Here is a 25,040-nt window from a genome sequence, read left to right as displayed (position 1 = left end):
ATTGAATCCTCCTGAAGATTGGTCAGAAGGTGTAAACCTTATTCAGGACGCGACAGCGGGCACAAAAAAGCCCCCGCCAGCCTTGAAGCTGACGGGGGCTTTTCAGTTGAGGCGGGGTTACATCTCGACCTGCGTCCCCAGTTCAATCACCCGGTTCAGCGGCAGATTGAAGAACCGCAGGTTGCCGTTGGCATTTTTCAACATGAACGCAAACAGCGCCTCGCGCCAGCGGGCCATGCCTTCGAGTTTCGAGGCGATGACCGTTTCGCGGCTGAGGAAGTAGGTGGTGCGCATCGGGCTGAAGTCGAGGTCTTCGAGGTGGCACAGTTTCAGCGCCTGCGGCACGTCCGGCTCGTCGGTGAAGCCGAAGTGCAGGATCACCCGGAAGAAGCCTTCGCCGTGGGCCTCGACTTCGAAGCGGCGCGATGGCGGCACGCGCGGGATGTCTTCGTAGACCACGGTCAGGAGCACCACTTGCTCATGCAGTACCTGGTTGTGCAGCAGGTTGTGCAACAGCGCATGCGGCACCGCGTCGGAGCGTGCGGTGAGGAACACCGCCGTGCCCTGCACGCGGTGCGGTGGTTGCACGCGGATGCTGCTGATGAAGATCGGCAGCGGCAACGCGCCTTCGTCGAGGCGTTCGACCAGCAATTGCTTGCCGCGCTTCCAGGTGGTCATCAGCACGAACAGCGCAATACCGGCGATCACCGGAAATGCACCGCCCTGCACGATCTTCGGCACGTTGGCGGCGAAATACAGACCGTCAACCAGCAGGAAACCGATCAGCACCGGCACCGCGAGGACCGGCGGCCATTTCCACAGCAGCAGCATGACGGCCGACACCAGAATGGTGGTCATCAGCATGGTGCCGGTCACTGCCACGCCGTAGGCCGAAGCCAGGGCGCCAGAGGATTCAAAGCCGAGTACGAGCAGCACTACGCCGACCATCAGCGACCAGTTCACCGCGCCGATGTAGATCTGACCTTGTTCATCGCTGGAGGTGTGCTGAATGTACATGCGCGGGATGTAACCGAGCTGGATCGCCTGACGAGTCAGGGAGAACGCGCCGGAAATCACCGCTTGCGAGGCGATCACCGTGGCCAGCGTCGACAGCCCCACCAGCGGAATCAGCGCCCAGCTCGGCGCCAGCAGGTAGAACGGGTTACGCGCCGCTTCCGGATTTTCCAGCAGCAAAGCACCCTGACCGAAGTAGTTCAGCACCAGTGCAGGCAGCACCAGCAGGAACCACGCACGGGCAATCGGCTTGCGCCCGAAATGGCCCATGTCGGCGTACAGCGCTTCGGCACCGGTCAGCGCCAGTACCACCGCGCCGAGGATCGCCACGCCCATGCCGGCGTGCACCATGAAGAAACGCACCGCCCAGACCGGATTCAACGCATGCAGCACTTCCGGGTAATGGCTGATGCCATACACCCCGAGGGCGCCGAGCACCAGAAACCAGGTGACCATGATCGGCCCGAACAGAATGCCGATCCGCGCCGTACCGTGGCTCTGGATCAGAAACAAGCCGACCAGCACCACCAGCGACAGCGGCACCACCCAGTGGTCGATGCCGTCGAACGCCAGGCCCAGGCCTTCGATCGCCGACAGCACGGAAATCGCTGGGGTGATCATGCTGTCGCCGTAAAACAACGCCGCGCCGATCAGTCCGCAAACCACCAGCAACGAACGCAACCTCTTGCGCTTGCCCGCCGCACGGCGTGCCAGTGCGGTGAGCGCCATGATGCCACCCTCGCCCTGGTTGTCGGCGCGCAGGACGAACATCATGTATTTGATCGAAACGACCCAGATCAGCGACCAGAAGATCAACGACAGAATACCCAGTACCCCATCGTGATTGACGGGCACGCCATACGCGCCGGAAAACACTTCTTTGAGGGTGTACAACGGGCTCGTGCCGATGTCGCCGTAAACTACCCCGACTGCCGCGACCAGCATGCTCAGCGGTTTTGCAGCCGAATGCTCGGCGCCCGCCGCCTGACTACTTGCCTGACCCATCCAACACTCCTGATTCTCGAACCGGCTTCTTTGAATGAAGCACTATGCTTTGTGGTGCAGCATGCGCTGTTTTACCTGTTGTTACAGACGTTTTGTTGACTGTAAAAAATTGGTAAAGCTCAACGGCGCGAAGCATAGCGCAGCACTCGTCGTATTTCCCTGCATAAAGCTGGTCAAGTGCGTTGCTCATCGCTAGAATTGCGCACTTTTTGATCAGAGGCGCACCCTAAGCGCCCATCCGTCGGCTTTCCCACACGGCAAGCGACGTCACAAAACACCGAGGTTAGACATGTCCACCACTCCTGCGCCGGCCAATCCAAAGGTTGGCTTCGTATCTCTGGGTTGCCCGAAAGCACTGGTCGACTCCGAGCGCATCCTGACCCAGCTGCGTATGGAAGGCTATGACGTGGTGTCCACCTATCAGGACGCCGACGTGGTGGTGGTCAACACCTGCGGCTTCATCGACTCGGCCAAGGCTGAGTCGCTGGAAGTGATCGGTGAAGCGATCAAGGAAAACGGCAAGGTGATCGTCACCGGTTGCATGGGCGTGGAAGAAGGCAACATCCGCGACGTACACCCGAGCGTGCTGGCCGTGACCGGTCCGCAGCAGTACGAGCAAGTGGTCAACGCCGTGCACGAAGTGGTGCCGCCGCGTCAGGATCACAACCCGCTGATCGACCTGGTACCGCCGCAAGGCATCAAGCTGACCCCGCGTCACTACGCGTACCTGAAAATTTCCGAAGGCTGCAACCACAGCTGCAGCTTCTGCATCATCCCGTCGATGCGCGGCAAACTGGTCAGCCGTCCGGTGGGTGATGTGCTCGACGAAGCTCAGCGTCTGGTCAAGTCCGGCGTCAAAGAGCTGCTGGTGATTTCGCAAGACACCAGCGCCTACGGCGTCGACGTAAAGTACCGCACCGGCTTCTGGAACGGCGCGCCGGTGAAAACCCGCATGACCGAACTCTGCGAAGCGCTGAGTACCTTGGGCGTGTGGGTCCGTCTGCACTACGTTTACCCGTACCCGCACGTCGACGAGCTGATCCCGCTGATGGCCGCCGGCAAGATCCTGCCGTACCTGGACATCCCGTTCCAGCACGCCAGCCCGAAAGTGCTGAAGGCGATGAAACGCCCGGCGTTCGAAGACAAGACCCTGGCGCGGATCAAGAACTGGCGCGAGATCTGCCCGGATCTGATCATCCGTTCGACCTTCATCGTCGGCTTCCCGGGCGAAACCGAAGAAGACTTCCAGTACCTGCTGAACTGGCTGACCGAAGCCCAGCTCGACCGCGTCGGCTGCTTCCAGTATTCGCCGGTCGATGGCGCCCCTGCCAATGATCTGGACCTTGAAGTGGTACCGGACGACGTCAAGCAGGACCGTTGGGAGCGCTTCATGGCGCACCAGCAGGCGATCAGCTCGGCCCGTTTGCAAATGCGCATCGGCCGCGAGATCGAAGTGCTGGTGGACGAAGTCGACGAGCAAGGCGCCGTCGGCCGCTGCTTCTTCGATGCCCCGGAAATCGACGGTAACGTATTCATCGACAACGGCAGCAACCTCAAGCCGGGCGACAAGGTCTGGTGCAAGGTGACTGACGCTGACGAATACGACCTGTGGGCTGAGCAGATCTAAGCACCACAAAATACCTGTGGGAGCGGGCTTGCTCGCGAAGGCGGTGTATCAGTCACTGGATATGCCGACGGATACACTGCTTTCGCGAGCAAGCCCGCTCCCACAGGGGATAGTCGTGTCATCAAAAGCCCCGCTCTTTTTTACGAGATGCGGGGCTTTTTTACGGCTATCGTTTACCGGGGGAAGGACTCCCTTGAAACGAACAAGAGGCCATCGGGCATGCGTCAGCATTCGGTCATTCACACGCCGAAACTCAGCGATTATCAGGAACTGACCCGGGTCTGGGAGGCCTCGGTCCGCGCGACCCATGATTTTCTGCCGGACAGCTACATCGAGTTGCTGCGCAATCTGGTGCTCACCCGTTATCTGGACGCGGTGATGCTGATTTGTACCAGGGATCATCAGCAACGCATCACCGGATTCGCCGGGGTGGCGGCGGGCAAGATCGAAATGCTGTTCATCGATCCCGAGTATCGTGGCCAAGGCTTGGGCAAGAAACTGCTCAACTACGCCATGCAACATCTGAATGCCGATGAACTGGACGTCAACGAACAGAACCCGCAGGCGCTGGGGTTTTATTTCAAGCAGGGTTTTGAAGTGATCGGCCGCTCGGAGGTGGATGGCATGGGCCAGCCGTACCCGTTGCTGCATATGCGCCTGCGGCAGCCCCAGCAGCGCTCAAGTAACGGCTGACACATCGTAGAACCCTGTGGGAGCTGGCTTGCCAGCGATGCAGGCGACTCGGTCTGACAGATGCACCGAGGTGATGCCATCGCTGGCAAGCCAGCTCCCACAGGAATTGCGAACCCCTGCAAATGGAACCGGGCTTAACCGGCGCCAGGCAGGTACAATGCCCACCCCTTTTTTGTTACGGCCCTGTCATGACTGACCCGATTCGCCTCTCCAAACGCCTCATCGAACTGGTCGGTTGCTCCCGCCGGGAGGCCGAGCTGTTCATCGAGGGCGGCTGGGTCACCGTGGACGGCGAAGTGATCGACGAACCGCAATTCAAGGTCGGCGACCAAAAGGTCGAGCTCGACAAGGACGCTCAGGCCACCGCGCCGGAGCCGGTTACGATTCTGCTCAACGTGCCGGCCGGCATGGATGTCGACACCGCCATGCAGTCGCTCAGCGCCGACACCCTCAGCGACGAGCACCGCTACGGCAAACGCCCGCTGCGCGGGCACTTCCTGCGCCTGACGGCCAGCGCCGATTTGCAGCCCAAGGCCAGCGGCCTGCTGGTGTTCACTCAGGACTGGAAAGTGCTGCGCAAACTGACTGCCGACGCGGCCAAGATCGAGCAGGAATACGTGGTCGAGGTCGAAGGCGACATGGTTGCCCACGGCCTCAACCGCCTGCAGCACGGCCTCACCCACAAGGGCAAGGAGCTGCCGCCGGTCAAGGCCAGCTGGCAGAACGAAAACCGCCTGCGCTTCGCCATGAAGAACCCGCAGCCGGGGATCATCGCCCAGTTCTGCGAAGCGGTTGGCCTGAAGGTCATCGGCATCCGCCGCATCCGCATCGGCGGCGTGTCGATTGGCAAGGTTCCGGTGGGCCAATGGCGCTACCTGTCCGGCAAAGAGAAGTTCTAAGGCTTCCACTGCCGCCACACATTCCGGCAGCGCGCCTGCGTGCTGCCCACAACGATTATCAGGATTACCCACATGATTCATAACGACGTACTGCGCAGCGTGCGCTACATGCTCGACATCAGCGACAAGAAAGTCATCGAGATCATCAAGCTCGGCGGTCTGGACGTGGAGCTCAAAGACGTCGTCGCGTACCTCGACAAGAAAGAAGAAGACGAAGAAGGCTTCGTGCGCTGCCCGGACGAAGTCATGGCGCACTTCCTCGACGGTCTGGTGGTGTTCAAGCGCGGCAAGGACGAAAGCCGTCCGCCGCAGCCGATCGAAGTGCCAGTGACCAACAACATCATCCTGAAGAAGCTGCGCGTGGCCTTCGAACTCAAGGAAGACGACATGCACGCGATACTCAAGGCTGCCGAGTTCCCGGTGTCCAAGCCTGAGCTGAGCGCACTGTTCCGCAAGGTCGGCCACACCAACTACCGCGCGTGCGGCGACCAGTTGCTGCGCAACTTCCTCAAGGGCCTGACCCTGCGCGTTCGCGGCTGATAACGAAACGTGACTTACAGCGTCTCACCCATCGGCTTCGTGCGCTCCTGTTTCAAGGAGAAGTTCGCCATCCCGCGCCAGCCGCAACTGGCTCCCGCCGCCCGTGGCGTGCTGGAACTGGTGGCGCCGTTCGATCAGGGAGACGCCGTGCAAGGGCTGGAGCAGGTCAGCCACGTCTGGCTGTTGTTCCTGTTTCATCAGGCGCTGGAAGAAAAGCCGCGTCTGAAGGTGCGGCCACCGCGTCTGGGCGGCAACAAGTCGATGGGCGTGTTCGCCACCCGGGCAACGCACCGGCCCAATGGCATCGGGCAGTCAGTGGTGAAGCTGGACAAAGTCGAGGCCAATCGGCTGTTCATTTCGGGCATCGATTTACTCGATGGCACACCGATTCTCGACATCAAACCCTATGTACCTTACGCCGACATCATCGCTGACGCCTCCAACAGCATCGCCAGCGCCGCGCCACAGCTGATTGACGTGCGGTGGACGGACGCCGCACTGCAACAGGCACACGGCCATGCTCAGCGCCTTGGCGAGCCTTTGGTCGAGCTGATCGAGCAGTGTCTGGCGCAGGATCCGCGTCCGGCGTATCAGACGCCGACACCAGAGCGCGAATACGGTGCGCAGTTCTGGGATCTGGACGTGCGCTGGCATTACCCGACGCCGGAGCAAATCCGGGTACTGGAAGTCATCCCCGCCAACACCTGAACCCCGGAAACGCAAAAGCCCGCGCTGCCTTCTCAGGCAACACGGGCTTTTCTGCGTAGCACGAAACCATTGTGGGAGCGGGCTTGCTCGCGAAAGCGGTGCGCCATTCAACATTGACGTCGACTGACAGCCCCCCTTCGCGAGCAAGCCCGCTCCCACAGGTATTGCGGGTTACTTCTCGACGAATGCACGCTCGATCAGGTAGTCACCCGGCTCGCGCATACGCGCCGAGATCTTCAGGCCGAAGCTGTCGAGCACTTCGCTGGTCTCGTCGAGCATGCTCGGGCTGCCGCAGATCATTGCGCGGTCGTCCTGCGGGTTGATCGGTGGCAGACCGATGTCGCTGAACAGCTTGCCGCTGCGCATCAGGTCGGTCAGACGGCCCTGGTTCTCGAACGGCTCGCGGGTCACGGTCGGGTAGTAGATCAGCTTGTCACGCAGCGCTTCACCGAAGAACTCGTTCTGCGGCAGGTGCTCGGTGATGAATTCGCGGTAGGCGACTTCGTTGACGTAGCGTACGCCGTGCACCAGGATCACTTTTTCAAAGCGCTCGTAGGTTTCCGGATCCTGGATCACGCTCATGAATGGCGCCAGACCGGTGCCGGTGCTCAGCAGATACAGATGCTTGCCCGGGTTCAGGTCGTCCAGCACCAGGGTGCCGGTAGGCTTTTTCGAGATGATGATCTCGTCGCCTTCCTTCAGGTGCTGCAGCTGCGAGGTCAGCGGACCATCCTGCACCTTGATGCTGAAGAACTCGAGATGCTCTTCCCAGTTCGGGCTGGCGATCGAGTAAGCGCGCATAAGCGGGCGGCCGTTGGGCTGTTGCAGGCCGATCATCACGAACTGACCGTTCTCGAAGCGCAGGCCCGGATCACGGGTGCACTTGAAGCTGAACAGAGTGTCGTTCCAGTGATGAACACTGAGGACACGCTCGTGGTTCATGTTGCTCATGTACGTGGGACTCCTGGATATTGGGTCTGCGCTCGCCTTTGCGGCCAACAGTGCGCAATTGCATCGCATTCTAATAGCGACGACAATATCTGTTAACTGGATTATTAAGATAAGGGTTATCGGTTATATCGATATGCGATTTACTCTTCGTCAACTGCAAGTCTTCGTCGCCGTCGCCCAGCAGGAGAGCGTATCCCGTGCTGCGGGTCTGCTCAACCTCTCGCAGTCGGCGGCGAGCACCTCGATCACCGAACTGGAGCGCCAGTCCAGCTGCCAGCTGTTCGATCGCGCCGGCAAACGCCTGAGCCTGAACGCCCTCGGTAAACAGCTGTTGCCGCAAGCGGTGGCACTGCTCGACCAGTCCAAGGAAATCGAAGACCTGCTCAACGGCAAATCCGGTTTCGGCTCACTCTCGGTGGGCGCCACCCTGACCATCGGCAATTATCTGGCGACCCTGTTGATCGGCGGCTTCATGCAGCGCCACCCGGAAAGCCAAGTGAAGCTGCATGTACAGAACACTGCCAATATCGTGCATCAAGTCGCTCATTACGAAATTGATCTGGGTCTAATCGAAGGCGACTGCAGCCATCCGGACATCGAAGTGCAGAGCTGGGTGGAAGATGAACTGGTGGTGTTTTGCGCGCCGCAGCATCCGCTGGCCAAACGCGGCAGCGCGACCATGGAAGAGTTGACGCACGAGGCGTGGATCCTGCGTGAACAGGGTTCCGGCACGCGCCTGACCTTTGATCAGGCCATGCGGCACCATCGCAGTGCGTTGAATATCCGCCTGGAGCTGGAGCACACCGAAGCGATCAAACGCGCGGTGGAATCAGGGTTGGGGATTGGCTGTATTTCGCGGCTGGCGCTGCGCGATGCGTTTCGGCGCGGCAGCCTGGTGGCGGTGGAAACCCCGGATCTGGATCTGGCCCGGCAGTTCTACTTCATCTGGCACAAGCAGAAATACCAGACTTCGGCCATGCGCGAGTTTCTCGATCTGTGCCGCGCCTTCACCGCCGGGGTGCAGCGCAGCGACGAGATCGTCTTGCCGAGTATCGCTTAAAGCAGAATCACCGCCCACACCAGGGCAATCATGCTCAGGGCCACGAATTGCGCGGCGCTGCCCATGTCCTTGGCGTTCTTCGACAGCGGGTGCAGTTCCAGGGAAATGCGGTCAATCGCCGCTTCCACCGCCGAATTTAGCAACTCGACGATCAGCGCCAGCAGGCACACAGCGATCAGCAGTGCCTGTTCGACGCGACTGACATTCAGGAAGAACGTCAGCGGAATCAGCACCACATTGAGCAGCACCAGTTGGCGGAATGCGGCTTCGCCGGTGAAGGCTGCGCGCAGGCCGTCCAGCGAGTAGCCGGATGCGTTGAGGATGCGTTTCAGGCCGGTCTGGCCCTTGAAAGGTGACATAACGTAAAAACCAACCAGAAAGGAGTGGGAAAGCTAGAGCAACAAAAGTCAAAAAAGCGTGAAGACGCCAGCCTTTATTGGCTCGGAATTGACTCAAGTTGTTGCAGAAGTAATGCCGCCTGAGTCCGGGTGCGCACATTCAACTTGCGAAAGATCGCCGTGACGTGGGCCTTGATGGTCGCTTCGGACACGCTCAACTCGTAGGCAATCTGCTTGTTGAGCAGGCCTTCACAGACCATGGTCAGTACGCGGAACTGCTGCGGGGTAAGGCTGGCCAGGCCGTCGCTGGCGGCTTTGGCTTCATCGGAGACACTGACGGCTTCGAATGCCTGCGGGGGCCAGAACACATCGCCATCGAGCACCTTGCGCACAGCTTGCTGAATCACATTCAGGTCGCTGGACTTGGGAATGAAGCCACTGGCGCCGAATTCCCGGGACTTGACCATGACCGAAGCTTCTTCCTGGGCCGAGACCATCACCACCGGAATCTGCGGGTACTGCCCGCGCAGCATGACCAGACCGGAAAACCCGAACGCGCCGGGCATGTTCAGGTCCAGCAGGACCAGATCCCAGTCGGATTTTTCGGTCAGGCGCGCTTCCAGCTCGGCGATGCTCGCCACCTCCACCAGTCGCACATCCGGGCCAAGGCCCAGTGTCACCGCTTGATGCAGCGCGCTACGAAACAGAGGGTGATCATCGGCAATCAGGATGTCGTATGTGGCCATTTTTCAAATGATCCTGTTTTTTGATGGCAGACCCGACGCATTCGGGCCTCGCCAAAGCAACTCGAGATACCGCCGCACAGCGCTATCCACAGGGGCACGTTCAACGCCAATCACGAGCAAACACGGCGTTTCAAACCTTGGCCGCACCCCAATCGGCGCCAAGCATGCCCAGCGTAGCCGGGGTGGTCAAGCAGCACGGCCGCCACTGGGTGAAGTATGGGCCACTATCGGGCCAACACCGCTTGCGGCTTTCGTATATAAGGCAAGAGCTCGGCGTGGGCCGGAGTCGACTCGTTGAGCGGCAACTGTTGTTTGGCGCCCAGATAGTGCTGGCTGAACACATCGAAGTAAGCGTCCAGTGCCGACGCTGCGTCGCTGTCCCCGGCCAGTTCCAGGCACAAAGCCGCGACTTCGGCGGTGCACAGGTGCTCGCTGCGGGTCGAGCGGCGCAGGCGATAACGCGAGAGTCTGTCGGGCAGCAGGCTGAGAATCGGCAAACGGTCAAAGTACGGACTCTTGCGGAAAATCTTGCGCGCCTCGGTCCAGGTCGCATCCAGCAGGATGAACAACGGACGCTTGCTGCTATCGGGCACGACGGTGTTGGTCACCCGCGACGGTTCTACATATTCGCCGGGAAATACAAGGTACGGCTGCCATTTCGGGTCGCTGAGCAGCGCCAGCATCCGCGGGTCGGGTTCGGTGCGCGACCAGATGAACGCATGGTTGTCGCGCACCACATCGGCGATCAACCAGCCAGTGTTGCTCGGCTTGAACACTTCCTTGCCGGTCATGATCAGACACACACCGGAACGGGTTTCGACGGTCGGCCGCCAGGCGCACAGGCAGTGGCTGATGATCACCCGGCAGTCGCGGCAACGCTCGGAGCGAAAACCACGGGCCTGAATCGGCTTGATACCTTCGTCCTCGCGCTGGTCACGCAAGCGGGCTACGGCGTTGGGGGCATGATGGATCACGGGCAACGCCTTATGGCAGGAAAACTCGACACACACAGCACTCGGCAAGGCAATAAAGGCCGGCAGTTTACCAGAGCGACGAGCGCAAACCTGTACCGTCCCGACCGGCTCCCCTATAATCCGGCGCCACTGAACGCACAGCCACGGGGCTGGTCGAACCACCAGTCACTGAATCAGGAGAGTTTCATGCTGCGCCTTATCGTTCCTACCGCGGCCATCGCACTGGCGTTGTCCTTCAGCGCACAAGCGGCGTCCTTGAAAGAGCAGAATCTGAACAAAGAACTGCGCAACATCGCCGAGCAAAGCAGCGTCGGCACGCCGCGGGCGATCAATGAAGACATTCTCGATCAGGGCTACACCGTTGAGGGCGTTACCCTGATCAACCACCTGAGCGTCCAGGCCAGCCACGCCGAAAAGATGCGCGCTGACCCAAAAGCCGTGTATTTCCAGCTGGGTGCTTCGGTGTGCAATAACCCGTCGTACCGCAAGCTGATGGCCAAGGGTGCGATCATGCGTTACGACTTCAGTGAATATAAAACCAACAAGGCCATCGGCTCGGCCAGCTACCAGGATTCCGATTGCCCGAAAGCTGCCCCGGCGAAGAAGAAGTAATCATCGGGTATTGGCGCGCCGTTGTTCATCCTCGGCGCGCAATTCGGCCACCAGGGCCTGCAAGTAGCGAGAACGCCGTTCTCCACCTGCCAACCGACGGCAGCACTCCTCTTCGAGACTCACTTGATTGGTCTCGGCTGATGCTTTCAGCATCCGATACAACTGCGTATCGATTTCCAGAACCACTCTGGCCATCTCTCCCGCCTCCATGCCTGCTACCCGCGAATCCTTGAAAAGCGCGCACCCTGCGTACGGTTGCCGACTCAAAGCTGTCGTACAGTGCCTGTAGGTTAGTAAATCAGAGTGATTGCTCTACGGCGTACGTTCGGACGAGTGGTGAATATTCATTGCCAGCCAGCCCGCAACGGTTGCCAGGAAAGCCTGCGCGGCGTAAAGATCAACTCAGCGCAATGGCTCGCAAGGGTCTAGATTCAAAGTATTCCCGATCACCTGTTCACGGCAGAAAAAGGAGCTGCCGAGTGTGTGTGTTTTTGCAGCACGGCACTGACGCCGCACGTCAGGGCCACCCGCTCTGTGCAGAAGGAGACGTTGAATGCCTTACCAACCGAATGACCTGCTCAGCCGGCATTTTCAGGAAAGCGGCCCCGACCTCATCAGCAAGGTTGAAGAACAGCTCAAGCAGATTTCCCCCGACAGCCCGAACCTGCCGATTTATCGCGACATGATCCTGACCGTGCTGCGCATGGCCCAAGAGGATCACAACCGCTGGAACGCCAAGATCACCCTGCAGGCCCTGCGTGAACTGGAGCAGGCGTTCCGGGTGCTGGAACAATTCAAGGGACGACGCAAAGTCACGGTATTCGGCTCGGCGCGCACGCCGGTCGAGCACCCCCTGTATGCAATGGCCCGGGAACTCGGCGCGGCCCTGACGCGATCAGACATGATGGTCATCACCGGTGCGGGTGGCGGGATCATGGCCGCCGCGCACGAAGGCGCCGGGCGTGACCACAGCCTCGGGTTCAACATCACCCTGCCCTTCGAGCAGCATGCCAACCCGACTGTGGACGGCACCGGCAATCTGCTGCCGTTCCATTTTTTCTTCACCCGCAAACTGTTCTTCGTCAAGGAAGCCGATGCGCTGGTGCTGTGCCCTGGCGGGTTCGGCACCTTGGACGAGGCACTGGAAGTACTGACGCTGATCCAGACCGGCAAAAGCCCGTTGGTGCCGGTGGTGTTGCTGGACGCGCCGGGCGGAACCTTCTGGCAAGGCGCACTGGATTTCATTCGCCAGCAACTCGAAGAAAACCACTACATCCTGCCCACCGACCTGAAATTGATGCGTCTGGTCTATAACGTCGATGAGGCGGTGGATCAGATCAACCAGTTCTACAGCAACTTCCACTCCAGTCGCTGGCTCAAGCGTCAGTTCGTGATTCGTATGCATCACAAGCTCAGTGACGTGGCGATGGCGCATATGCAGGAGGCTTTCGCCGATCTGTGCCTGAGTGACCAGTTCCATCAACACGCTTACAGCGGCGAGGAACATGACGAAGCGCAGTACAGCCACCTGGTGCGGTTGGCTTTCGCGTTCAATGCCCGAAATCATGGCCGTCTCAGGGAACTGGTGGATTACATCAACCTCCCCGAAAACTGGGCTCACACCCAACCGCAGACCGCCCAACGTGCACGTGAGCCATCAAAGGTAATTTGAAGGCAAAAAAAAACGGCCGGCTATTTTCATAGCGGGCCGTTTCTATTTAAACCGACTTAATCGTCCATGCTTCTGCCGCTGAACAAGCGGTTGATCATCTCCATCGAAAAACCCCGATAGGCGAGGAATCGGCCTTGTTTGGCGCGCTCCTTGGCGTCAATCGGCAAGTGTCCCGAGAACTTGCGTTGCCACGTCTCGCGAAGCTGCTCCTGCCAGTCGATACCGCTTTCACGCAGGGCGAGTTCGATATCGGCGCGTTGCAAACCACGCTGACCCAGCTCTTCGCGAATGCGCAAAGGGCCATAGCCGGAGCGGGCACGGTAGGAAACAAAGCTTTCAAGGTAACGGGCTTCGGAAAGCAGCCCCTCTTCCGTCAACCGGTCGAGGGCTGTTTCGATCATTTCCGCCTCAGCGCCGCGCTGACGCAATTTACGCGTCAGTTCGACTCGACCGTGCTCGCGTCGAGCGAGCAGGTCCATGGCAGTTCGCCGCACCGCGACGAGGGTATCGAGTACAGCGGTGGTCATCGCTGCGATCAGATATCAGCGTCAGCCAGGTCGTCTTCGGTCTCTTTGACCGCAGAAGCCTTGGAGTCGGCGATCACCGCTGGCGACAGCAGTTTGTCACGCAGCTGCTTCTCGAGCTTGGCAGCGACTTCCGGGTTGTCTGCCAGGAACTTGGCCGAGTTGGCCTTGCCCTGACCGATCTTGGTGCCTTCATAGGCATACCAGGCGCCGGATTTCTCGACGAAACCGTGCAGCACGCCCAGGTCGATCATCTCGCCATTGAGGTAGATGCCCTTGCCGTAAAGGATCTGGAACTCGGCCTGACGGAACGGCGACGCCACCTTGTTCTTCACAACCTTGACGCGGGTTTCGCTGCCGACCACTTCGTCGCCTTCCTTCACCGCGCCGGTACGGCGGATGTCGAGACGGACCGAGGCGTAGAACTTCAGCGCGTTACCACCGGTGGTGGTTTCCGGGCTGCCGAACATCACGCCGATCTTCATGCGGATCTGGTTGATGAAGATCACCAGGCAGTTGGCGTTCTTGATGTTACCGGTGATTTTACGCAGCGCCTGGGACATCAGACGGGCTTGCAGGCCCACGTGCATGTCACCCATTTCGCCTTCGATTTCAGCCTTCGGTACCAGTGCCGCCACCGAGTCGACGATGATCACGTCTACTGCGTTGGAGCGCACCAGCATGTCGGTGATTTCCAGTGCCTGTTCGCCGGTGTCCGGCTGGGACACCAGCAGGTCGTCGACGTTGACGCCCAGCTTGCCGGCGTACTCAGGGTCGAGGGCGTGTTCGGCGTCGACGAAAGCGCAGGTCGCGCCGGCTTTTTGAGCCTGGGCGATCACGGACAGTGTCAGTGTGGTTTTACCGGAAGATTCAGGACCGTAGATTTCAACGATACGGCCTTTTGGCAGACCGCCAATGCCGAGTGCGATGTCCAGACCCAGAGAGCCGGTGGAGATAGCCGGGATCGCCTGACGGTCCTGATCGCCCATACGCATTACGGCACCCTTGCCGAATTGACGTTCGATCTGACCCAGGGCCGCAGCCAAGGCTTTCTTCTTGTTGTCGTCCATTAAAGTCCTCACGTAATCAATAAGGCCTGACGGCCAACACCTGTATAAGTAGCCAGTATTATTCCACAGCGTTCGCGGATCGCCTACCCCTGATTTTCGATTTCTCGTGCCGCTAGTCGCAACAGCCCCTCTAGCGCGGCCTTCACCGTTTGTCGGCGGACTTCATCGCGGTTGCCGGGGAAGTGCTGAACCTCACTGGAAACCGCATCGCCCACGCCCCAGGCCAGCCACACCGTGCCCACCGGTTTGTTCGGTGTACCGCCATCGGGCCCCGCCACGCCGCTGACCGCCACGGCAAACCGCGCCAGACTGTGCTTCTGCGCACCACGCACCATCGCCTCGACGACTTCGCGGCTGACCGCACCCACCGTGCCGAACAAGTCGGCGGGCACATTCAGTTGCTGGGTCTTCTGCCGGTTGGAGTAGGTCACGTAACCGGCCTCGAACCACGCCGAACTCCCGGGAATCCGCGTGATCGCCTCAGCAATCCCGCCACCGGTACACGACTCGGCCGTGGTGACGTGGGCGTTGAGCAACTGCAAACGTCGGCCAAGCTCGGCAGCCAGTTGAGTGATCTCTTTCACGGTGCGCTCCGGATCGGGTGGAATGACTACCACCGTACACGACCCGGTTGCGCTTTCAATACACAGACTCATTCAAAATGTTCAGGCGCCAGCGCTCTGACATAGGCCTGACAGGCCTGCAAGGCAATCAGTCCGCGGTCGCCGGTGTCGGTGATGGCGATAATTCGTTGAGCATGCGCCGGGTCAAGTCGGGCGCGTACGGCTGCATGATCCACGCCGCCGGCGCCGGCGGTGGCTGGCACCCCGCAGCCTTGGGCAGCGTCGCCGGCGTCGATGAGGACTGACAGGCGCAGATCAGCAGTGGCAAGACGATCGCGCAGGCGATCCTGATCGCGTTGGGCATCACTGAGTGCTCGATAGTGGGTTTGTTCACTGGCCGCGAGGCGTTGCTCAAGGGCCAGACGTTTATCCTGCTCGACCTGCTGCGCGCTGGCTGCGGCCACATTCAGCTGATTGAGAGTGTCGGCGTTTAACCGCGCCTGCTCCGCGAGTTGGCCCCCGTAACGCCAGTCCTGAAACTGCCAGGCCAGCGCAGCGCCCCCCAAGGTCAGCAACAAAAAGCCGGTTAAACGCCAGGAGACGGACATAGCACCGCCCTCGCCCGCGCCCAGATGTCCAGACGATCCTGCAGGCCATTCAACCCGCCGTTGATTCGGCGGGTGATGCTGTTGAACTGGTCGCGGTCGGCCAGATCGTTCAGGCCGTTCTGCTCCCAGAACCATGCCGCCGATTCCGCTGCCCATTGCGGTTGCTCAAGCAATTCCGGCAAGGACAGCAAGCGCTCATCGCCGAACAGGCCGAGGCTGCACTGCCGATAGTTGCTGCGCCCGGTGATCTGGATCAGCCCGCGACCACGGTACTTCTGTCCGTCGCCGTCGGCCTCGGGCGTGTTGCCCAGACGTAACGCCAGCGTGCCGGTGTCGTATTTGCTCAGGTACTGGTTGTTGCCCAGCTCGCGCACGTATTGCAACTGGCCCGACTCGTGACCGATCTGCGCAAGAAACGCGGCGATGCGTTTTGGCGAGTCGATATGGCGGTGATTCATTGCGTTATTCAGTGCAGAAACAAAAACGCCCGCTTGGGAGCGGGCGTTGGGCATGATGGTTTTAAGGTTGTCTTCAGTGATTTGCATGATGCGTAATCCTCCCTGGATGCTCCGATTGAATCATGGTTGACGGGCAACAGCCCCCAGCCATTTTTTTGCCAGAGTTGTCAGGGTGTTGTTCGGGGCCGCGACCTCGGGGGCCGTGAACACCCAGCCGAGAGTGCCGAAGTTGGCGTTCCAGTCGATTTGCGGTGTCGGTGTCACGTCGGTGATGTCGACCCACAGCAGTTCCGGATGGAACATATTGGCCATGTTGCCGTCAGTCGAGAACAGTTCGGCCACAGTGTTGTTGACGATGCGTGCGTAGGTTTTCATCAGGCGTACTCGTAGATAATCACTGCACCAGGGGCACCGGAAGCCCCCGGTCTGCCAGATTGACTGGGGGCGTTGGCAATGCCGCCCGCCCCGGAACCGAACCCGGAACCAGGGGCCGCGATTGCTCCCTGCGCACTGCTGGCAACACCACCATTGCCCAAGGGCGAGTTGGCACCATGTCCGGCCAGGGTCGACGCATTGATGGAAATACCTGTCGAACCGGCAGAACCCGCCATGCTGACGATGTTCCCGCCTTTCGCAGCTTGGCCGGGATACCCACCAACATACAGACCGGTCCCTGGGAAGCTGGTGTAACCCAAAGAGGTCGAACCAGCACCGCCAGGCGCTGAAACCAACGATCCCAAGGAGCTGGTTCCGCCCGTTCCAGCGTCGGATGCGATCAAACCTGCGGCGCCACCAACGCCCACCGTGACGATCTGACTGGCTCCAACCGTTGCGGCCGAAAGCCAGGCTTCCGCGTAACTACCAGAGGCCCCTCCACCTGCAAGCGAATACTGGGAAGCAGTTGTCCCAACAATGCCTGCACTCCCGCCCCCTCCGCCGACAACTTTCACCAACACATTCTTCATCCCCACCGTCGGCACATAAGTGCCAGACGAGGTGAACGCCCTCACACTCAACAACCGCCCACTGGCACCACTGCCACCGCCGGCATACACCAGCACCCAACTGTCCAACGCCGCGCTGTACACCACCGAACACACACTGCCGCCGACAATCTCGGCAGGCCGCAATGCACTCGATGCAAGATTTACCAGCGGCTTGGGCATCAACCCGTTCGGTGCAAAGGTACTCGCTCCGGTATTGGCATTACCGGCGGTAAAGCGCAGCGCCAAGCCGTCCTTCAACGCGGTGATGGGAGGCACATAATTGGCCATGTATAGATTGGCGGCGCCGATGTCAGTGGCATGTTTGTCTTCACCTGCCTGACTGAGTTTTTGCACCGCTTGCAACAATTGGGTTGCATCGGCTTCGCTTGGCTCAAGGCCGGCGGATTTGACGACGTTCAACAACTCATCGGTGACGCTGTTGCCCCAGGTCGCCGGAATCAACGATCCGGGCAATCCCGCGACGACATCTTCATTGACGAACTTGCCGTTCACCAGCCCGACGCTGGGAACGCTTTTTGGATAATCCATGTATGTTTCCTCTACGGCTCAAACCGCATTTGCCAACCAACGCGGCGCTACAGGCCGATGCTCACTGAAAGGAAAAAAAGAACCCTGCGGCCAATCGCGCAATTCGCGGCGATAGGTTTGCAGCTCGGCATATTGCTCGCTGGTCAGCGTCGTGCCACCACCGTCTTCAAGCTCATCACGATCACGTGCAACCAGACCATCGGTGGCAGCCAGTTGTGCTGTACGCCAGCTACGTTCAGCATCTGCCGCTTCTTCTGCCGAATAAGGTGGTGGATCAACCAGAGTCGGATAACCGTTATCCGCGTGCACACCGACCACTTTTGCACTCACCGCCAGTTGCTGCAGCAGTGAGATCCAATAGGTCTGGGGAATTTCAATGACGTCATCCGGAATATCCGATGAGTTGATAGCGGGAACATAAACCCCACGGGTGCTGGCGCTGAACAAGACATTGAACGGATTCATTTAATAACCCTTTGCGAAGAAGTTGATACCCCAGCCTGCAGACACTTCGCCGCTGTAGCTTCGAACTTTCAGACGGCACCCCTGCTTCGACGCAGAGTTCGCGTACATGACGACCATCGCTCCATCGCCTCCTACGTGCATGGCGATGATCGAAGAAAACGCGGTAGGGAAAGAGATCGGAAAGACGACGTTGACATCGCCATTGGCATCCGTCGTGCCAACACCCCATTGATCGATATTGCCGCTGGCATAACGCTGGTAGCCAATGTTGCCGTACACACCGGAGTGCGCCGACGCATATCGATCACTCACCGAGCCGCCATAGAGGCGCCACTGTCCCGTGAGTTTGATCAGGTAGGCAGTGTCACCAATACCCAACTTGAGCGGGCCGGATGTGCCATTACAGGTGAGAAGCCCATCGTTACCGGAAGGATTGACGGTCAACACGCCGGTACCTGCGTTGATTACGTGAATGGTGCTCGCATGGGCCACACCATTGGTAGACGGCAGCGTCGCAGTCAGCGCGCTGGCACTGGAGAAACTCGCGACACCGCCAATATTCGCAGCGTTCAATACCGTGCTGGCGGCGTAAGAAGCAAAACCGGAGAACTGTAATCCCGCCCGCGTAACAAACTCAGTGGTGGCCATCGACTGATCATTGGAGAACTGCGGTGAAGTCAAAAACAACTTGTTGCTGCGTAATGCGGTTAACACCTGATCATCTTTCGCTTCCGTCGGAGCGGTGCCGCCAGCATTGATGATATTCAACAACTCTTGGGTAACGCTGTTGCCCCATTTCGCCGGAATCAACGACCCCGGCTTGCCGGTCAGCGGGTCTTCATCGACAAACCGGCCGTTGACCAGACCGGCACTCGGGACACTGTTTGGGTAGTCCACGGTACTTCTCCTTATGTGTGAGTCAGGTGTTTACTGCTGATTCGGGCGCAACCGGCCAGGTAATTTCGTCAGGAAAACCAGCCTGTTTTTCGATCCGGTTCAGCTCGACGCTGTAGAGCTTCCATTCGATCAGCAGCAGTTGTTCGTCGTGGCTGGCATCGCCAATATCCTCGGCGTATTGCAGCGGGGCGATGCGCAGGACGGCGTCGCGCAGCAGTGCGTCGCGCTTGCCGAGACATTGCTGTCTGATGCTCGCCAAACGAGCCTGCTCATCCAGCACCCAGGCGTTGTCGCGCCAGAGGTGGAATTCACCTGGCCATGGTTGCGCGGTCAGGGTGTCAGGCAACTCACCCAGCTCGGTCCATATCTGTTGCGCGCCACCGTCCTTGCGATAAACCATGCCACGGCGGTCTATCAACTCACGGGGAACACTGTTAACCAAGGTCCACACTCGGCCGCTCTCAGGCGCCGGCAACTGGAAAGAAAGTTGAATCGCATTACTCGGCAGTTGAACACCAAGACCCGGTGTGACATCGAACTCGACAGGGCCTGTCAAACAGCCCAAGTGATCAATCAGATAATTAAACATGGGCACCTCAGATAAGTTTGATCCGACCCGGATAGGCAATATTTCGAGGGCGCGTGATACCGCCATGGTTCAGCAAATCAGCGTCCGAGATTGGCGTAACCGGCGCTGCAGGTGTGATGTATTTAACAGTGGAGCCCACGTAATCGGTGTAGTTACCCATATCAAAGCCCAACTGAGGTTTTTGGGAGTTGATATGTGTTGCGAACAAAATGTTGTCGCCCATTCCATTGTCGCCCTGAACTAAAGAGCCTTTTTGCCAAGAGCCAGGTGCACGTCCCGGGTCGATCAATCCGCCTTCAGCGAGTACCCGTAAAAATTCACCGCGAGCCTCTGGTAAACGGAAGTTCGTGGCACCATCTCCAGGCGTCCACGCACCACCACGATCAGCTTCGGAACGCAGCATTCCGGACTGTTGCGCGTGATCCCAAAGCCACGGCCACTCTGCGCGACTGAGTAACGAACCGTTCAAAGCGGCATAGCCACCCGGTAATACTGCCAGCGCAGTTTCAAAGACAATGTGCCCCAGTGAAGAGCCGTCGAAACGACCGACCGGCCACCAGTTACCCGCGCCATCACTGCGCAGATGCCACCAGTCACCTGCGCCCATCAACACCAGAAATGGATACCCCGAGGTGTTCAGGTGGGTATGGAATTTGATTGAGTCACCACTTGAAACTTGAACAACCAGACGACTACCGCTGTTATCCAGCCGCCGGACAATAACGTCTCGCACCCCCAGACCCGCATTGGCTGACGGCAGGCTGACACTGAGTGCGCCAGCACCGGCATCAATGAGGACCAGGCCTAGCTCTTCGCTGGTCAACAACCGGGATGAGTTGACCCGTGTGATGGACGAACGCATGGGGCTGGCCTTGCCGATAATCGACTGAATTGCCTTGAACAGCTGCCCGGTATCCGCCTCGGACGGCACCAACCCGCCACCGTAAATCACACTCAGGATCTCCTGAGTCACGCTGTTGCCCCACACCGCCGGAATCAACGACCCCGGTGTGCCGGCGACCGGGTTTTCATCTACGAAGCGGCCATCGACCAGGCCAACGCTGGGGACGCTTTTTGGATAATCCATAGGTTTCTCGTTCCTCTGAAATAACAAATGAACCGCGTCGTGGCGATCGCGAGTACGAGCCAGCGGCGGTCTGTTTTCTGAAAATAAAAAGCCCACGGTGAAGTGGGCTTGGGTGAAGCAGAACGAAAGCGTTACGACTAGAGATTCTGGCTGCTGAGCAGTTCGCGAATCGCCGCCAACGCGTCATCGCTCGCACTTCGCGCCAGATCGAGATTGCCTTTGGCCGCATGCGCGCGGATCTGGCTTTTGGCCTTCAGGCGCAAGGTGCGCAGGGTCAGCAGATGATCGGTGAGTTGGTCGGCCTTGCTCAGGATCTGCTCGGCTGCCTGTTTGGCAGTTCGACCTTTGACTACCCACGCAGCGACCGACAATGGCACCTCTTTTTTCGGATAGCCGGCGTCTTGATAAACCTGAGCGTCGGCAGCAGCCTGGGCGTACTCCATGGCCTTGAGCGGGTCGCCGGCCAAAACGGTGCGAGCACTGTCGGCGGCCGCGTCGACCTTGGAACACAGCTGTTCGGCTTCCTGAAGTTCCAGCTCGGCAACTCTGGATGCATTCAGCTGCCATTTTTCTCCATCCCAATCATGGGCAATGGATGGCTGGGCCGGGCGCAAGCCTTCCTCGAACTGATGCAACTCTTGAATGATGATCATCGGATCAGCTCCCAGGAAAGATTGATATTCACCGCCGCTGAAAAATTGAGCGCAACACCGTTGGCGTAGTCGCTTGGGAGGAGATTTTTGATGCCCATGCTGAACAGCAATTCGTCACTTGAACCGTTATCGGCACCAAAAGCGTGTTCGGCTTGATAGGTCTGCCACAGGGAACGCAACATGCTGTGGTCGAAGCTGGCGGTCAGTGTCGACACGGTTGTGTCACTCACCTCGTTGTTGGTAATAACCCGTACCGTCTCACCCGCAATGGCCCAACCATCCCAATTGCTCGACGCGGCAGCCTTTGGATTGAGAAAACAGTAGTTGGCACCCAGCCATCCGGGTGTAGCAAAATTCACGGCTGTGACGAGCGTCGGATGCGGCGTCGCATTGCCCACCACCAGCCGCGCGGCACGGGCATGCGGGTCAAGTGGCAGGTACACCACGCCATTACCGCTGATTGTTTGCGTCCACGACAAGCGACCGCGATTATAAATCGGTCGGACAATCGGCACCGAGCCAGGGCCTGCTGTCACCACCCATGCCAGACAAATATCCAGCGGCGTCGTCTGAAAACCGCCTCCCGCCGCACCATTGATCGTGCCCTTCAAGCCTTCGGGCGTAGCGTCATAGATAATGCCGCGCTGCGTGTAAAAGGTCAGCACACCGGCAACTATTTGCGCACGCAGAAAGTAATTAGAGTTAGGCAACAGATCGGCACTGCTCCAGGCTTGTGTCGTAAATGTGCGCGCACGCCCCAACTGCCCGGCCACCACTTCCTGACCAAGACTGATCAGCACGCCCGCCGGAATCGAGATCCGTCCGCCACTGGTGGCAACCGCTGCCGGAGTGATCGCCAGACGACCGTCCGGCGTCGCCACCGTCGCGGTCGGCAACGACCCGATCGGCAACGCCGAATCCAGATTCCAGCCCTTGGCCGAAACGTTCTGAATCGCCTGCAACAACTGATCGTATTTCTTCTCGTCCGGGGTCAGATCCCCGGCCTTGATCACGTTGAGAATCTCCTGCGTGACTCCGTTACCCCAGTCAGCTGGAATCAGCGACCCCGGCGTCCCGGTCAGCGGGTTTTCATCAATAAACTTGCCGTTCACCAGACCGGCGCTGGGCACACTCTTCGGATAGTCCATCCCGTCATTCCTCCCTAGTCATAATTGATGTGCACCTTGGTATGCGCCGGCGCACTGCGGTGGATCAGGCACTCGAGTGCCGAGCCCGGGTTCACGCCAAAGCGCTCGCCCCAGTAGCTCGCGCCGTAGCGCCGGCCGAGCAGCAAGCGGCCGCCGGTGTTGAGCGTCCACATGAACTGCGCTTCCCAGGTGCCCCAGTGCGCTGCGCCGAAACGCGAGCGGCCCATGCGGGGGGCTTCGTGTTCGGTGATGCTGGCGTTGGGGTAGCCCTGGCTTTTGGCGATGTCGAGGTAGTAACCGACAGCCTGACTGCCGACCGCGAGCAATCTGCGGCGCACGGCGAGGCGGCGGTCGTCGAACAGCGGTGTGGCGCCCAGGCACGGGTCGGGCAGCTCCATCACCCGTTCCCAGTCCGGCACCAGTTCGCTGACGCCGGCCGGGTCCATCTCGTTGAGCAGGTCGGCAGCGCGGGCGTCGAGGCGCGCCAGTTCGACGGCCACGCCTTGCAGCACTTCCTCAAGTTCCGGGACGCGTTCCGGATCCCACGCCGGGCCGCTCGGCAGCAAGGCGCGCAGTTGCGCCTGGTATTGCGCGGCGGTTCTTATGCCCCCCATACGCAGCCTCCGAAGGTCAGCAGTTCGCTTTGCCCGGCAGGCACGTCAGCGGCCGGCGCGGTCAGCGTGTGATCGTACTCACCGCCGGCGCTGCTGATGGCTTCGCGGATATGGCTGATCAGCAGCGGCACACCCAGATCGGCCTCGCGGTTGTGCAGGTCGCGCAGTTGCGCTTCAACGGCGGCGCGCACAGCAGTGGTGTCCGGGTTGACGCTCTTGAAGCGATACACCACCGGCACCTGAATCGGCCGCTGCACGTGTACTTCCGCCGTCACCGGACGCAGCGGTTCGATGTACTCCTGAACCTCCGCCAATTGCTCATCGTTGGGCACCGGTTGCGGGTCTTCGTCACGCATGATGAACACCGTCACTGTGCCTGGCCCGAGCAGGCCGCCACGGCACCAGGCCCGCGTCACACCCGGCACTTCCAGCGCCCAGGTCTCGTAATCGCTCGCCGAACCGCCGTGGGGGATCACGCGATAAGAGCGGATCACCCGCGAGCGCAACGACTCCAGGCTTTCTCGCGCCACGCCACCACTGAGGCCGGGCGCGAGCACCACAAAACTGTTGCCGACTACACCGGCGATCGGCTGCACCGGGTTCAGCGCCAGACCGGCGTCGGCATTACCGAGGCTGCCAGCGTCGAGCGCAGCAATCGTGGTGGTGTTGCTGCCATTGACGGTGGTGCGCGCGGTGGTGACTTTATAGGTACGGCCATCGCTCGCTTGCAGCAGCGTGTCGACATCCAGCACCGCACCGGCGGTCGCGGTAAAACTGACGCTGCCGGTGGCGACTTGCGCCGGTTTGCGTGGCTGGTTCAGGCGCAGCGCGGCGATGCGTTCCAGGGTCGATTCGTCGGCTTTGTCCGGCAGGATCTGCTCGGCAATCCAGTCGAGATAACCGTACAGGCCATAGGCGGCGCCACCGAGGGTGCGGGCCAGCACTTGCGCATCGGACTGGCGCAGCGAATCGCCGGCCAGGTCGCTTTGGGTGCGCTTGATCAGCACCGGCAGCGAAGGGGTTTCAAACGGCATAGATCACCTGCCAACTGTTATCGGGGTTGATGTCCAGACGTTCGCCGTCGGCCAGGGTCAGGACCGTGCGCAGGTTCAGGCGCTGGGCGTCGAGGCGTTCGCTGATGATGTCGATGGCGCTGCAGTGGCCGTCGTCCATCAGCCATTGCAAGGCTTCGCGGGCATAGAACTCGGCGTCCATCTGGGTCTGTCGGGTCAGCTTGACCCGACGCAACAGCCACAGCCGCGAACCGATGCGATCGTCGGCGACGGTGGGAAAGCTGTCGCCCCACCAGCCGAAGCGCTCCTCGTCGTCGAGGGCGTCGTCATCGGCGGCGCGGCGCCAGGTGAACAGGCTGATGAGCACGGCGCGGGTCAGTGCGGCGTGGAGGTTCTGGCTGACAAGCATTATTTGCCTCCTGCCGGCGCACCGGTCTGGCCGCTGCCGGCCTGCACGCCGACGTGCACGTGTTTGATCTGGCTGATGCTGCCGGCGAGTTGATCACCGGTGGAAACGATCTTGCCGGTCTGGTTGATCACCGGCGTGTCGAAGTTCACCGCGCTGCTGGCGCGGATGTTCAGGGTGGCGGTTTCGATGTCGATGATCCGCCCGCGCTTGAAGTGAATTTTGTCGCCCTCGTCGGTGTAGATCGCCACTTCGCCAGAGGCCAGTGACTGCAAGCGATAGCGGCGGTCGGCGACCACCAGGGCGATGGCGTGAGACCGGTCACCGCCGAGAAACGTGACGATGCCTTCGGCGCCGGCCAGCGGGTTGCTGGTGAAACCGTAGGGTTCGAAATGCTCCATGTCGTCGTTCACCTCGCCGGCGGTGAGGCGCATTTGCAGCGATTGCAGCTTGGATGCCGAATGGGCGAGCACGACAGTGCCGCGCGCCAGCAGGCGTGTCAGTAGGCTCATGAATTGTCCTCAAAGATAGGCATCACGCGCTCCACTGTGGGAGCGAGCCTGCTCGCGAA

31 protein-coding genes are annotated in these 25,040 nt (G+C 60.0%); 8 read left to right on the top strand and 23 right to left on the bottom strand.

The features are described 5' to 3' along the window. Positions 1–117: 117 nt before the first annotated feature. Positions 118–1,959 carry a potassium transporter Kup gene (locus QRN61_RS19940; protein ID WP_409347906.1) on the bottom strand — a complete coding sequence of 614 codons (1,842 nt, stop codon included), beginning with the start codon at positions 1,957–1,959 and terminating at the stop codon, positions 118–120. Positions 1,960–2,308: 349 nt separating this feature from the next. Here QRN61_RS19940 and rimO point away from each other — a divergent pair, with 349 nt between their 5' ends. The 5 genes from rimO to tsaA all read left to right on the top strand — a co-directional run bounded on the left by rimO (position 2,309) and on the right by tsaA (position 6,486). Beyond that, positions 2,309–3,646: a 30S ribosomal protein S12 methylthiotransferase RimO gene (gene rimO / locus QRN61_RS19935; protein ID WP_003222282.1), complete on the top strand. Its 1,338-nt coding sequence runs from the start codon at positions 2,309–2,311 to the stop codon at positions 3,644–3,646. A gap of 219 nt (positions 3,647–3,865) precedes the next feature. Further along, complete coding sequence (locus QRN61_RS19930) at positions 3,866–4,339, top strand: GNAT family N-acetyltransferase (RefSeq protein ID WP_096795874.1); 474 nt, start codon at positions 3,866–3,868, stop codon at positions 4,337–4,339. A 188-nt stretch (positions 4,340–4,527) separates the two neighbouring features. Beyond that, the gene (locus tag QRN61_RS19925) at positions 4,528–5,238 is read left to right on the top strand and encodes an rRNA pseudouridine synthase (RefSeq protein ID WP_096795873.1); all 711 of its coding nucleotides are present in this window, start codon (positions 4,528–4,530) and stop codon (positions 5,236–5,238) included. Between the two features lie 72 nt (positions 5,239–5,310). Further along, complete coding sequence (locus QRN61_RS19920) at positions 5,311–5,778, top strand: YehS family protein (RefSeq protein ID WP_027611093.1); 468 nt, start codon at positions 5,311–5,313, stop codon at positions 5,776–5,778. Positions 5,779–5,787: 9 nt separating this feature from the next. Continuing rightward, a complete protein-coding gene (gene tsaA, locus QRN61_RS19915; RefSeq protein ID WP_027611092.1) occupies positions 5,788–6,486 on the top strand; it encodes a tRNA (N6-threonylcarbamoyladenosine(37)-N6)-methyltransferase TrmO in 699 nt (232 codons plus the stop codon). A gap of 171 nt (positions 6,487–6,657) precedes the next feature. Here tsaA and fpr read toward each other — a convergent pair whose 3' ends face one another. Further along, the gene (fpr, locus tag QRN61_RS19910; RefSeq protein ID WP_007908723.1) at positions 6,658–7,437 is read right to left on the bottom strand and encodes a ferredoxin-NADP reductase; all 780 of its coding nucleotides are present in this window, start codon (positions 7,435–7,437) and stop codon (positions 6,658–6,660) included. 133 nt (positions 7,438–7,570) lie between these two features. Here fpr and QRN61_RS19905 point away from each other — a divergent pair, with 133 nt between their 5' ends. Continuing rightward, on the top strand, positions 7,571–8,497 hold the full coding sequence (locus tag QRN61_RS19905) for a LysR family transcriptional regulator (RefSeq protein WP_007964377.1): 927 nt from the start codon (positions 7,571–7,573) through the stop codon (positions 8,495–8,497). Here QRN61_RS19905 and QRN61_RS19900 read toward each other — a convergent pair. From QRN61_RS19900 to QRN61_RS19890, 3 genes are all read right to left on the bottom strand, one after another. Next, entirely contained in the window at positions 8,494–8,856 is a 363-nt protein-coding gene (locus tag QRN61_RS19900) for a diacylglycerol kinase (RefSeq protein ID WP_003222276.1), read from the bottom strand. The genes QRN61_RS19905 and QRN61_RS19900 overlap by 4 nt on opposite strands. A gap of 74 nt (positions 8,857–8,930) precedes the next feature. Next, positions 8,931–9,581 (bottom strand): response regulator transcription factor ErdR, encoded by a 651-nt coding sequence (gene erdR, locus QRN61_RS19895; RefSeq protein WP_027611090.1) that lies wholly within the window; start codon positions 9,579–9,581, stop codon positions 8,931–8,933. Between the two features lie 224 nt (positions 9,582–9,805). Beyond that, on the bottom strand, positions 9,806–10,552 hold the full coding sequence (locus QRN61_RS19890; protein ID WP_285374871.1) for a tRNA-uridine aminocarboxypropyltransferase: 747 nt from the start codon (positions 10,550–10,552) through the stop codon (positions 9,806–9,808). A 189-nt stretch (positions 10,553–10,741) separates the two neighbouring features. Between QRN61_RS19890 and QRN61_RS19885 the strand changes: the two genes are divergently transcribed. Continuing rightward, complete coding sequence (locus QRN61_RS19885) at positions 10,742–11,167, top strand: PA3611 family quorum-sensing-regulated virulence factor (RefSeq protein ID WP_027611088.1); 426 nt, start codon at positions 10,742–10,744, stop codon at positions 11,165–11,167. Here the strand turns inward: QRN61_RS19885 and QRN61_RS19880 are convergent, their stop codons facing one another. Beyond that, positions 11,168–11,362, bottom strand: coding sequence for a hypothetical protein (locus QRN61_RS19880; protein WP_027611087.1), 195 nt, complete (start codon positions 11,360–11,362; stop codon positions 11,168–11,170). 358 nt (positions 11,363–11,720) lie between these two features. Between QRN61_RS19880 and QRN61_RS19875 the strand changes: the two genes are divergently transcribed. After that, entirely contained in the window at positions 11,721–12,839 is a 1,119-nt protein-coding gene (locus QRN61_RS19875; RefSeq protein ID WP_027611086.1) for an LOG family protein, read from the top strand. Between the two features lie 56 nt (positions 12,840–12,895). On the opposite strand, the gene recX is transcribed toward QRN61_RS19875, so the two are convergent. The 17 genes from recX to QRN61_RS19790 all read right to left on the bottom strand — a co-directional run bounded on the left by recX (position 12,896) and on the right by QRN61_RS19790 (position 24,981). Beyond that, the gene (recX, locus tag QRN61_RS19870) at positions 12,896–13,366 is read right to left on the bottom strand and encodes a recombination regulator RecX (RefSeq protein WP_027611085.1); all 471 of its coding nucleotides are present in this window, start codon (positions 13,364–13,366) and stop codon (positions 12,896–12,898) included. Between the two features lie 8 nt (positions 13,367–13,374). Next, entirely contained in the window at positions 13,375–14,433 is a 1,059-nt protein-coding gene (gene recA / locus QRN61_RS19865; RefSeq protein WP_003222269.1) for a recombinase RecA, read from the bottom strand. Between the two features lie 83 nt (positions 14,434–14,516). Further along, positions 14,517–15,017 (bottom strand): CinA family protein, encoded by a 501-nt coding sequence (locus tag QRN61_RS19860; protein ID WP_285374844.1) that lies wholly within the window; start codon positions 15,015–15,017, stop codon positions 14,517–14,519. A gap of 68 nt (positions 15,018–15,085) precedes the next feature. Next, positions 15,086–15,604, bottom strand: a complete 519-nt coding sequence (locus tag QRN61_RS19855) for a lysis system i-spanin subunit Rz (RefSeq protein WP_285374843.1) — start codon at positions 15,602–15,604, stop codon at positions 15,086–15,088. Beyond that, entirely contained in the window at positions 15,583–16,149 is a 567-nt protein-coding gene (locus QRN61_RS19850) for a glycoside hydrolase family 19 protein (protein WP_285374842.1), read from the bottom strand. Before QRN61_RS19850 ends, QRN61_RS19855 begins: the two co-directional genes overlap by 22 nt. A gap of 33 nt (positions 16,150–16,182) precedes the next feature. Continuing rightward, positions 16,183–16,437, bottom strand: coding sequence for a hypothetical protein (locus QRN61_RS19845; RefSeq protein WP_285374840.1), 255 nt, complete (start codon positions 16,435–16,437; stop codon positions 16,183–16,185). After that, positions 16,437–17,597, bottom strand: a complete 1,161-nt coding sequence (locus QRN61_RS19840; RefSeq protein ID WP_285374839.1) for a glycine-rich domain-containing protein — start codon at positions 17,595–17,597, stop codon at positions 16,437–16,439. The genes QRN61_RS19845 and QRN61_RS19840 overlap by 1 nt, the downstream gene beginning before the upstream one ends. 18 nt (positions 17,598–17,615) lie before the next feature. Further along, positions 17,616–18,062, bottom strand: a complete 447-nt coding sequence (locus QRN61_RS19835) for a tail fiber assembly protein (RefSeq protein WP_097086504.1) — start codon at positions 18,060–18,062, stop codon at positions 17,616–17,618. Further along, a complete protein-coding gene (locus QRN61_RS19830) occupies positions 18,063–18,959 on the bottom strand; it encodes a gp53-like domain-containing protein (RefSeq protein WP_097086502.1) in 897 nt (298 codons plus the stop codon). It lies immediately after the preceding gene. A 22-nt stretch (positions 18,960–18,981) separates the two neighbouring features. After that, a complete protein-coding gene (locus QRN61_RS19825) occupies positions 18,982–19,548 on the bottom strand; it encodes a tail fiber assembly protein (protein WP_183781444.1) in 567 nt (188 codons plus the stop codon). Between the two features lie 7 nt (positions 19,549–19,555). Further along, positions 19,556–20,635: a tail fiber protein gene (locus tag QRN61_RS19820; RefSeq protein ID WP_183781442.1), complete on the bottom strand. Its 1,080-nt coding sequence runs from the start codon at positions 20,633–20,635 to the stop codon at positions 19,556–19,558. Positions 20,636–20,772: 137 nt separating this feature from the next. Further along, entirely contained in the window at positions 20,773–21,288 is a 516-nt protein-coding gene (locus QRN61_RS19815; protein ID WP_096795862.1) for a phage tail protein, read from the bottom strand. Next, positions 21,285–22,436 (bottom strand): phage tail protein, encoded by a 1,152-nt coding sequence (locus tag QRN61_RS19810; RefSeq protein ID WP_285374836.1) that lies wholly within the window; start codon positions 22,434–22,436, stop codon positions 21,285–21,287. The genes QRN61_RS19815 and QRN61_RS19810 overlap by 4 nt, the downstream gene beginning before the upstream one ends. Positions 22,437–22,450: 14 nt before the next feature. Next, a complete protein-coding gene (locus QRN61_RS19805; protein ID WP_007964344.1) occupies positions 22,451–23,050 on the bottom strand; it encodes a YmfQ family protein in 600 nt (199 codons plus the stop codon). Continuing rightward, positions 23,038–24,084, bottom strand: coding sequence for a baseplate J/gp47 family protein (locus QRN61_RS19800; protein ID WP_135295076.1), 1,047 nt, complete (start codon positions 24,082–24,084; stop codon positions 23,038–23,040). The genes QRN61_RS19805 and QRN61_RS19800 overlap by 13 nt, the downstream gene beginning before the upstream one ends. After that, positions 24,074–24,472, bottom strand: coding sequence for a phage GP46 family protein (locus QRN61_RS19795; protein WP_103367828.1), 399 nt, complete (start codon positions 24,470–24,472; stop codon positions 24,074–24,076). The genes QRN61_RS19800 and QRN61_RS19795 overlap by 11 nt, the downstream gene beginning before the upstream one ends. Then, positions 24,472–24,981 (bottom strand): phage baseplate assembly protein V, encoded by a 510-nt coding sequence (locus QRN61_RS19790; RefSeq protein ID WP_285374829.1) that lies wholly within the window; start codon positions 24,979–24,981, stop codon positions 24,472–24,474. The genes QRN61_RS19795 and QRN61_RS19790 overlap by 1 nt, the downstream gene beginning before the upstream one ends. Positions 24,982–25,040 lie beyond the last annotated feature (59 nt).

It is taken from the genome of Pseudomonas sp. lyk4-TYG-107 (genome assembly GCF_030209055.1).
GTDB classification, from domain to species: Bacteria; Pseudomonadota; Gammaproteobacteria; order Pseudomonadales; family Pseudomonadaceae; genus Aquipseudomonas; species Aquipseudomonas putida_A.
The sequence above is the reverse complement of the archived record's forward strand: the minus strand, read 5'-3'. Positions and strand labels throughout refer to the sequence as shown.

Excerpts from the sequence above, each read along its gene's own strand:
- QRN61_RS19900 (WP_003222276.1), bottom strand. The coding sequence starts at position 8,856 with ATGTCACCTTTCAAGGGCCAGACCGGCCTGAAACGCATCCTCAACGCA.
- QRN61_RS19940 (WP_409347906.1), bottom strand. The coding sequence starts at position 1,959 with ATGCTGGTCGCGGCAGTCGGGGTAGTTTACGGCGACATCGGCACGAGC.
- QRN61_RS19885 (WP_027611088.1), top strand. The coding sequence starts at position 10,742 with ATGCTGCGCCTTATCGTTCCTACCGCGGCCATCGCACTGGCGTTGTCC.
- QRN61_RS19930 (WP_096795874.1), top strand. The coding sequence starts at position 3,866 with ATGCGTCAGCATTCGGTCATTCACACGCCGAAACTCAGCGATTATCAG.
- recX (WP_027611085.1), bottom strand. The coding sequence starts at position 13,366 with ATGACCACCGCTGTACTCGATACCCTCGTCGCGGTGCGGCGAACTGCC.
- QRN61_RS19880 (WP_027611087.1), bottom strand. The coding sequence starts at position 11,362 with ATGGCCAGAGTGGTTCTGGAAATCGATACGCAGTTGTATCGGATGCTG.
- recA (WP_003222269.1), bottom strand. The coding sequence starts at position 14,433 with ATGGACGACAACAAGAAGAAAGCCTTGGCTGCGGCCCTGGGTCAGATC.
- QRN61_RS19850 (WP_285374842.1), bottom strand. The coding sequence starts at position 16,149 with ATGCAAATCACTGAAGACAACCTTAAAACCATCATGCCCAACGCCCGC.
- QRN61_RS19840 (WP_285374839.1), bottom strand. The coding sequence starts at position 17,597 with ATGGATTATCCAAAAAGCGTTCCCAGCGTCGGGCTGGTGAACGGCAAG.
- QRN61_RS19810 (WP_285374836.1), bottom strand. The coding sequence starts at position 22,436 with ATGGACTATCCGAAGAGTGTGCCCAGCGCCGGTCTGGTGAACGGCAAG.
- QRN61_RS19795 (WP_103367828.1), bottom strand. The coding sequence starts at position 24,472 with ATGCTTGTCAGCCAGAACCTCCACGCCGCACTGACCCGCGCCGTGCTC.
- QRN61_RS19800 (WP_135295076.1), bottom strand. The coding sequence starts at position 24,084 with ATGCCGTTTGAAACCCCTTCGCTGCCGGTGCTGATCAAGCGCACCCAA.
- QRN61_RS19920 (WP_027611093.1), top strand. The coding sequence starts at position 5,311 with ATGATTCATAACGACGTACTGCGCAGCGTGCGCTACATGCTCGACATC.
- QRN61_RS19835 (WP_097086504.1), bottom strand. The coding sequence starts at position 18,062 with ATGAATCCGTTCAATGTCTTGTTCAGCGCCAGCACCCGTGGGGTTTAT.
- QRN61_RS19815 (WP_096795862.1), bottom strand. The coding sequence starts at position 21,288 with ATGATCATCATTCAAGAGTTGCATCAGTTCGAGGAAGGCTTGCGCCCG.
- QRN61_RS19925 (WP_096795873.1), top strand. The coding sequence starts at position 4,528 with ATGACTGACCCGATTCGCCTCTCCAAACGCCTCATCGAACTGGTCGGT.
- QRN61_RS19905 (WP_007964377.1), top strand. The coding sequence starts at position 7,571 with ATGCGATTTACTCTTCGTCAACTGCAAGTCTTCGTCGCCGTCGCCCAG.
- QRN61_RS19790 (WP_285374829.1), bottom strand. The coding sequence starts at position 24,981 with ATGAGCCTACTGACACGCCTGCTGGCGCGCGGCACTGTCGTGCTCGCC.
- fpr (WP_007908723.1), bottom strand. The coding sequence starts at position 7,437 with ATGAGCAACATGAACCACGAGCGTGTCCTCAGTGTTCATCACTGGAAC.
- QRN61_RS19845 (WP_285374840.1), bottom strand. The coding sequence starts at position 16,437 with ATGAAAACCTACGCACGCATCGTCAACAACACTGTGGCCGAACTGTTC.
- QRN61_RS19875 (WP_027611086.1), top strand. The coding sequence starts at position 11,721 with ATGCCTTACCAACCGAATGACCTGCTCAGCCGGCATTTTCAGGAAAGC.
- QRN61_RS19805 (WP_007964344.1), bottom strand. The coding sequence starts at position 23,050 with ATGGGGGGCATAAGAACCGCCGCGCAATACCAGGCGCAACTGCGCGCC.
- erdR (WP_027611090.1), bottom strand. The coding sequence starts at position 9,581 with ATGGCCACATACGACATCCTGATTGCCGATGATCACCCTCTGTTTCGT.
- QRN61_RS19825 (WP_183781444.1), bottom strand. The coding sequence starts at position 19,548 with ATGTTTAATTATCTGATTGATCACTTGGGCTGTTTGACAGGCCCTGTC.
- QRN61_RS19820 (WP_183781442.1), bottom strand. The coding sequence starts at position 20,635 with ATGGATTATCCAAAAAGCGTCCCCAGCGTTGGCCTGGTCGATGGCCGC.
- QRN61_RS19855 (WP_285374843.1), bottom strand. The coding sequence starts at position 15,604 with ATGTCCGTCTCCTGGCGTTTAACCGGCTTTTTGTTGCTGACCTTGGGG.
- rimO (WP_003222282.1), top strand. The coding sequence starts at position 2,309 with ATGTCCACCACTCCTGCGCCGGCCAATCCAAAGGTTGGCTTCGTATCT.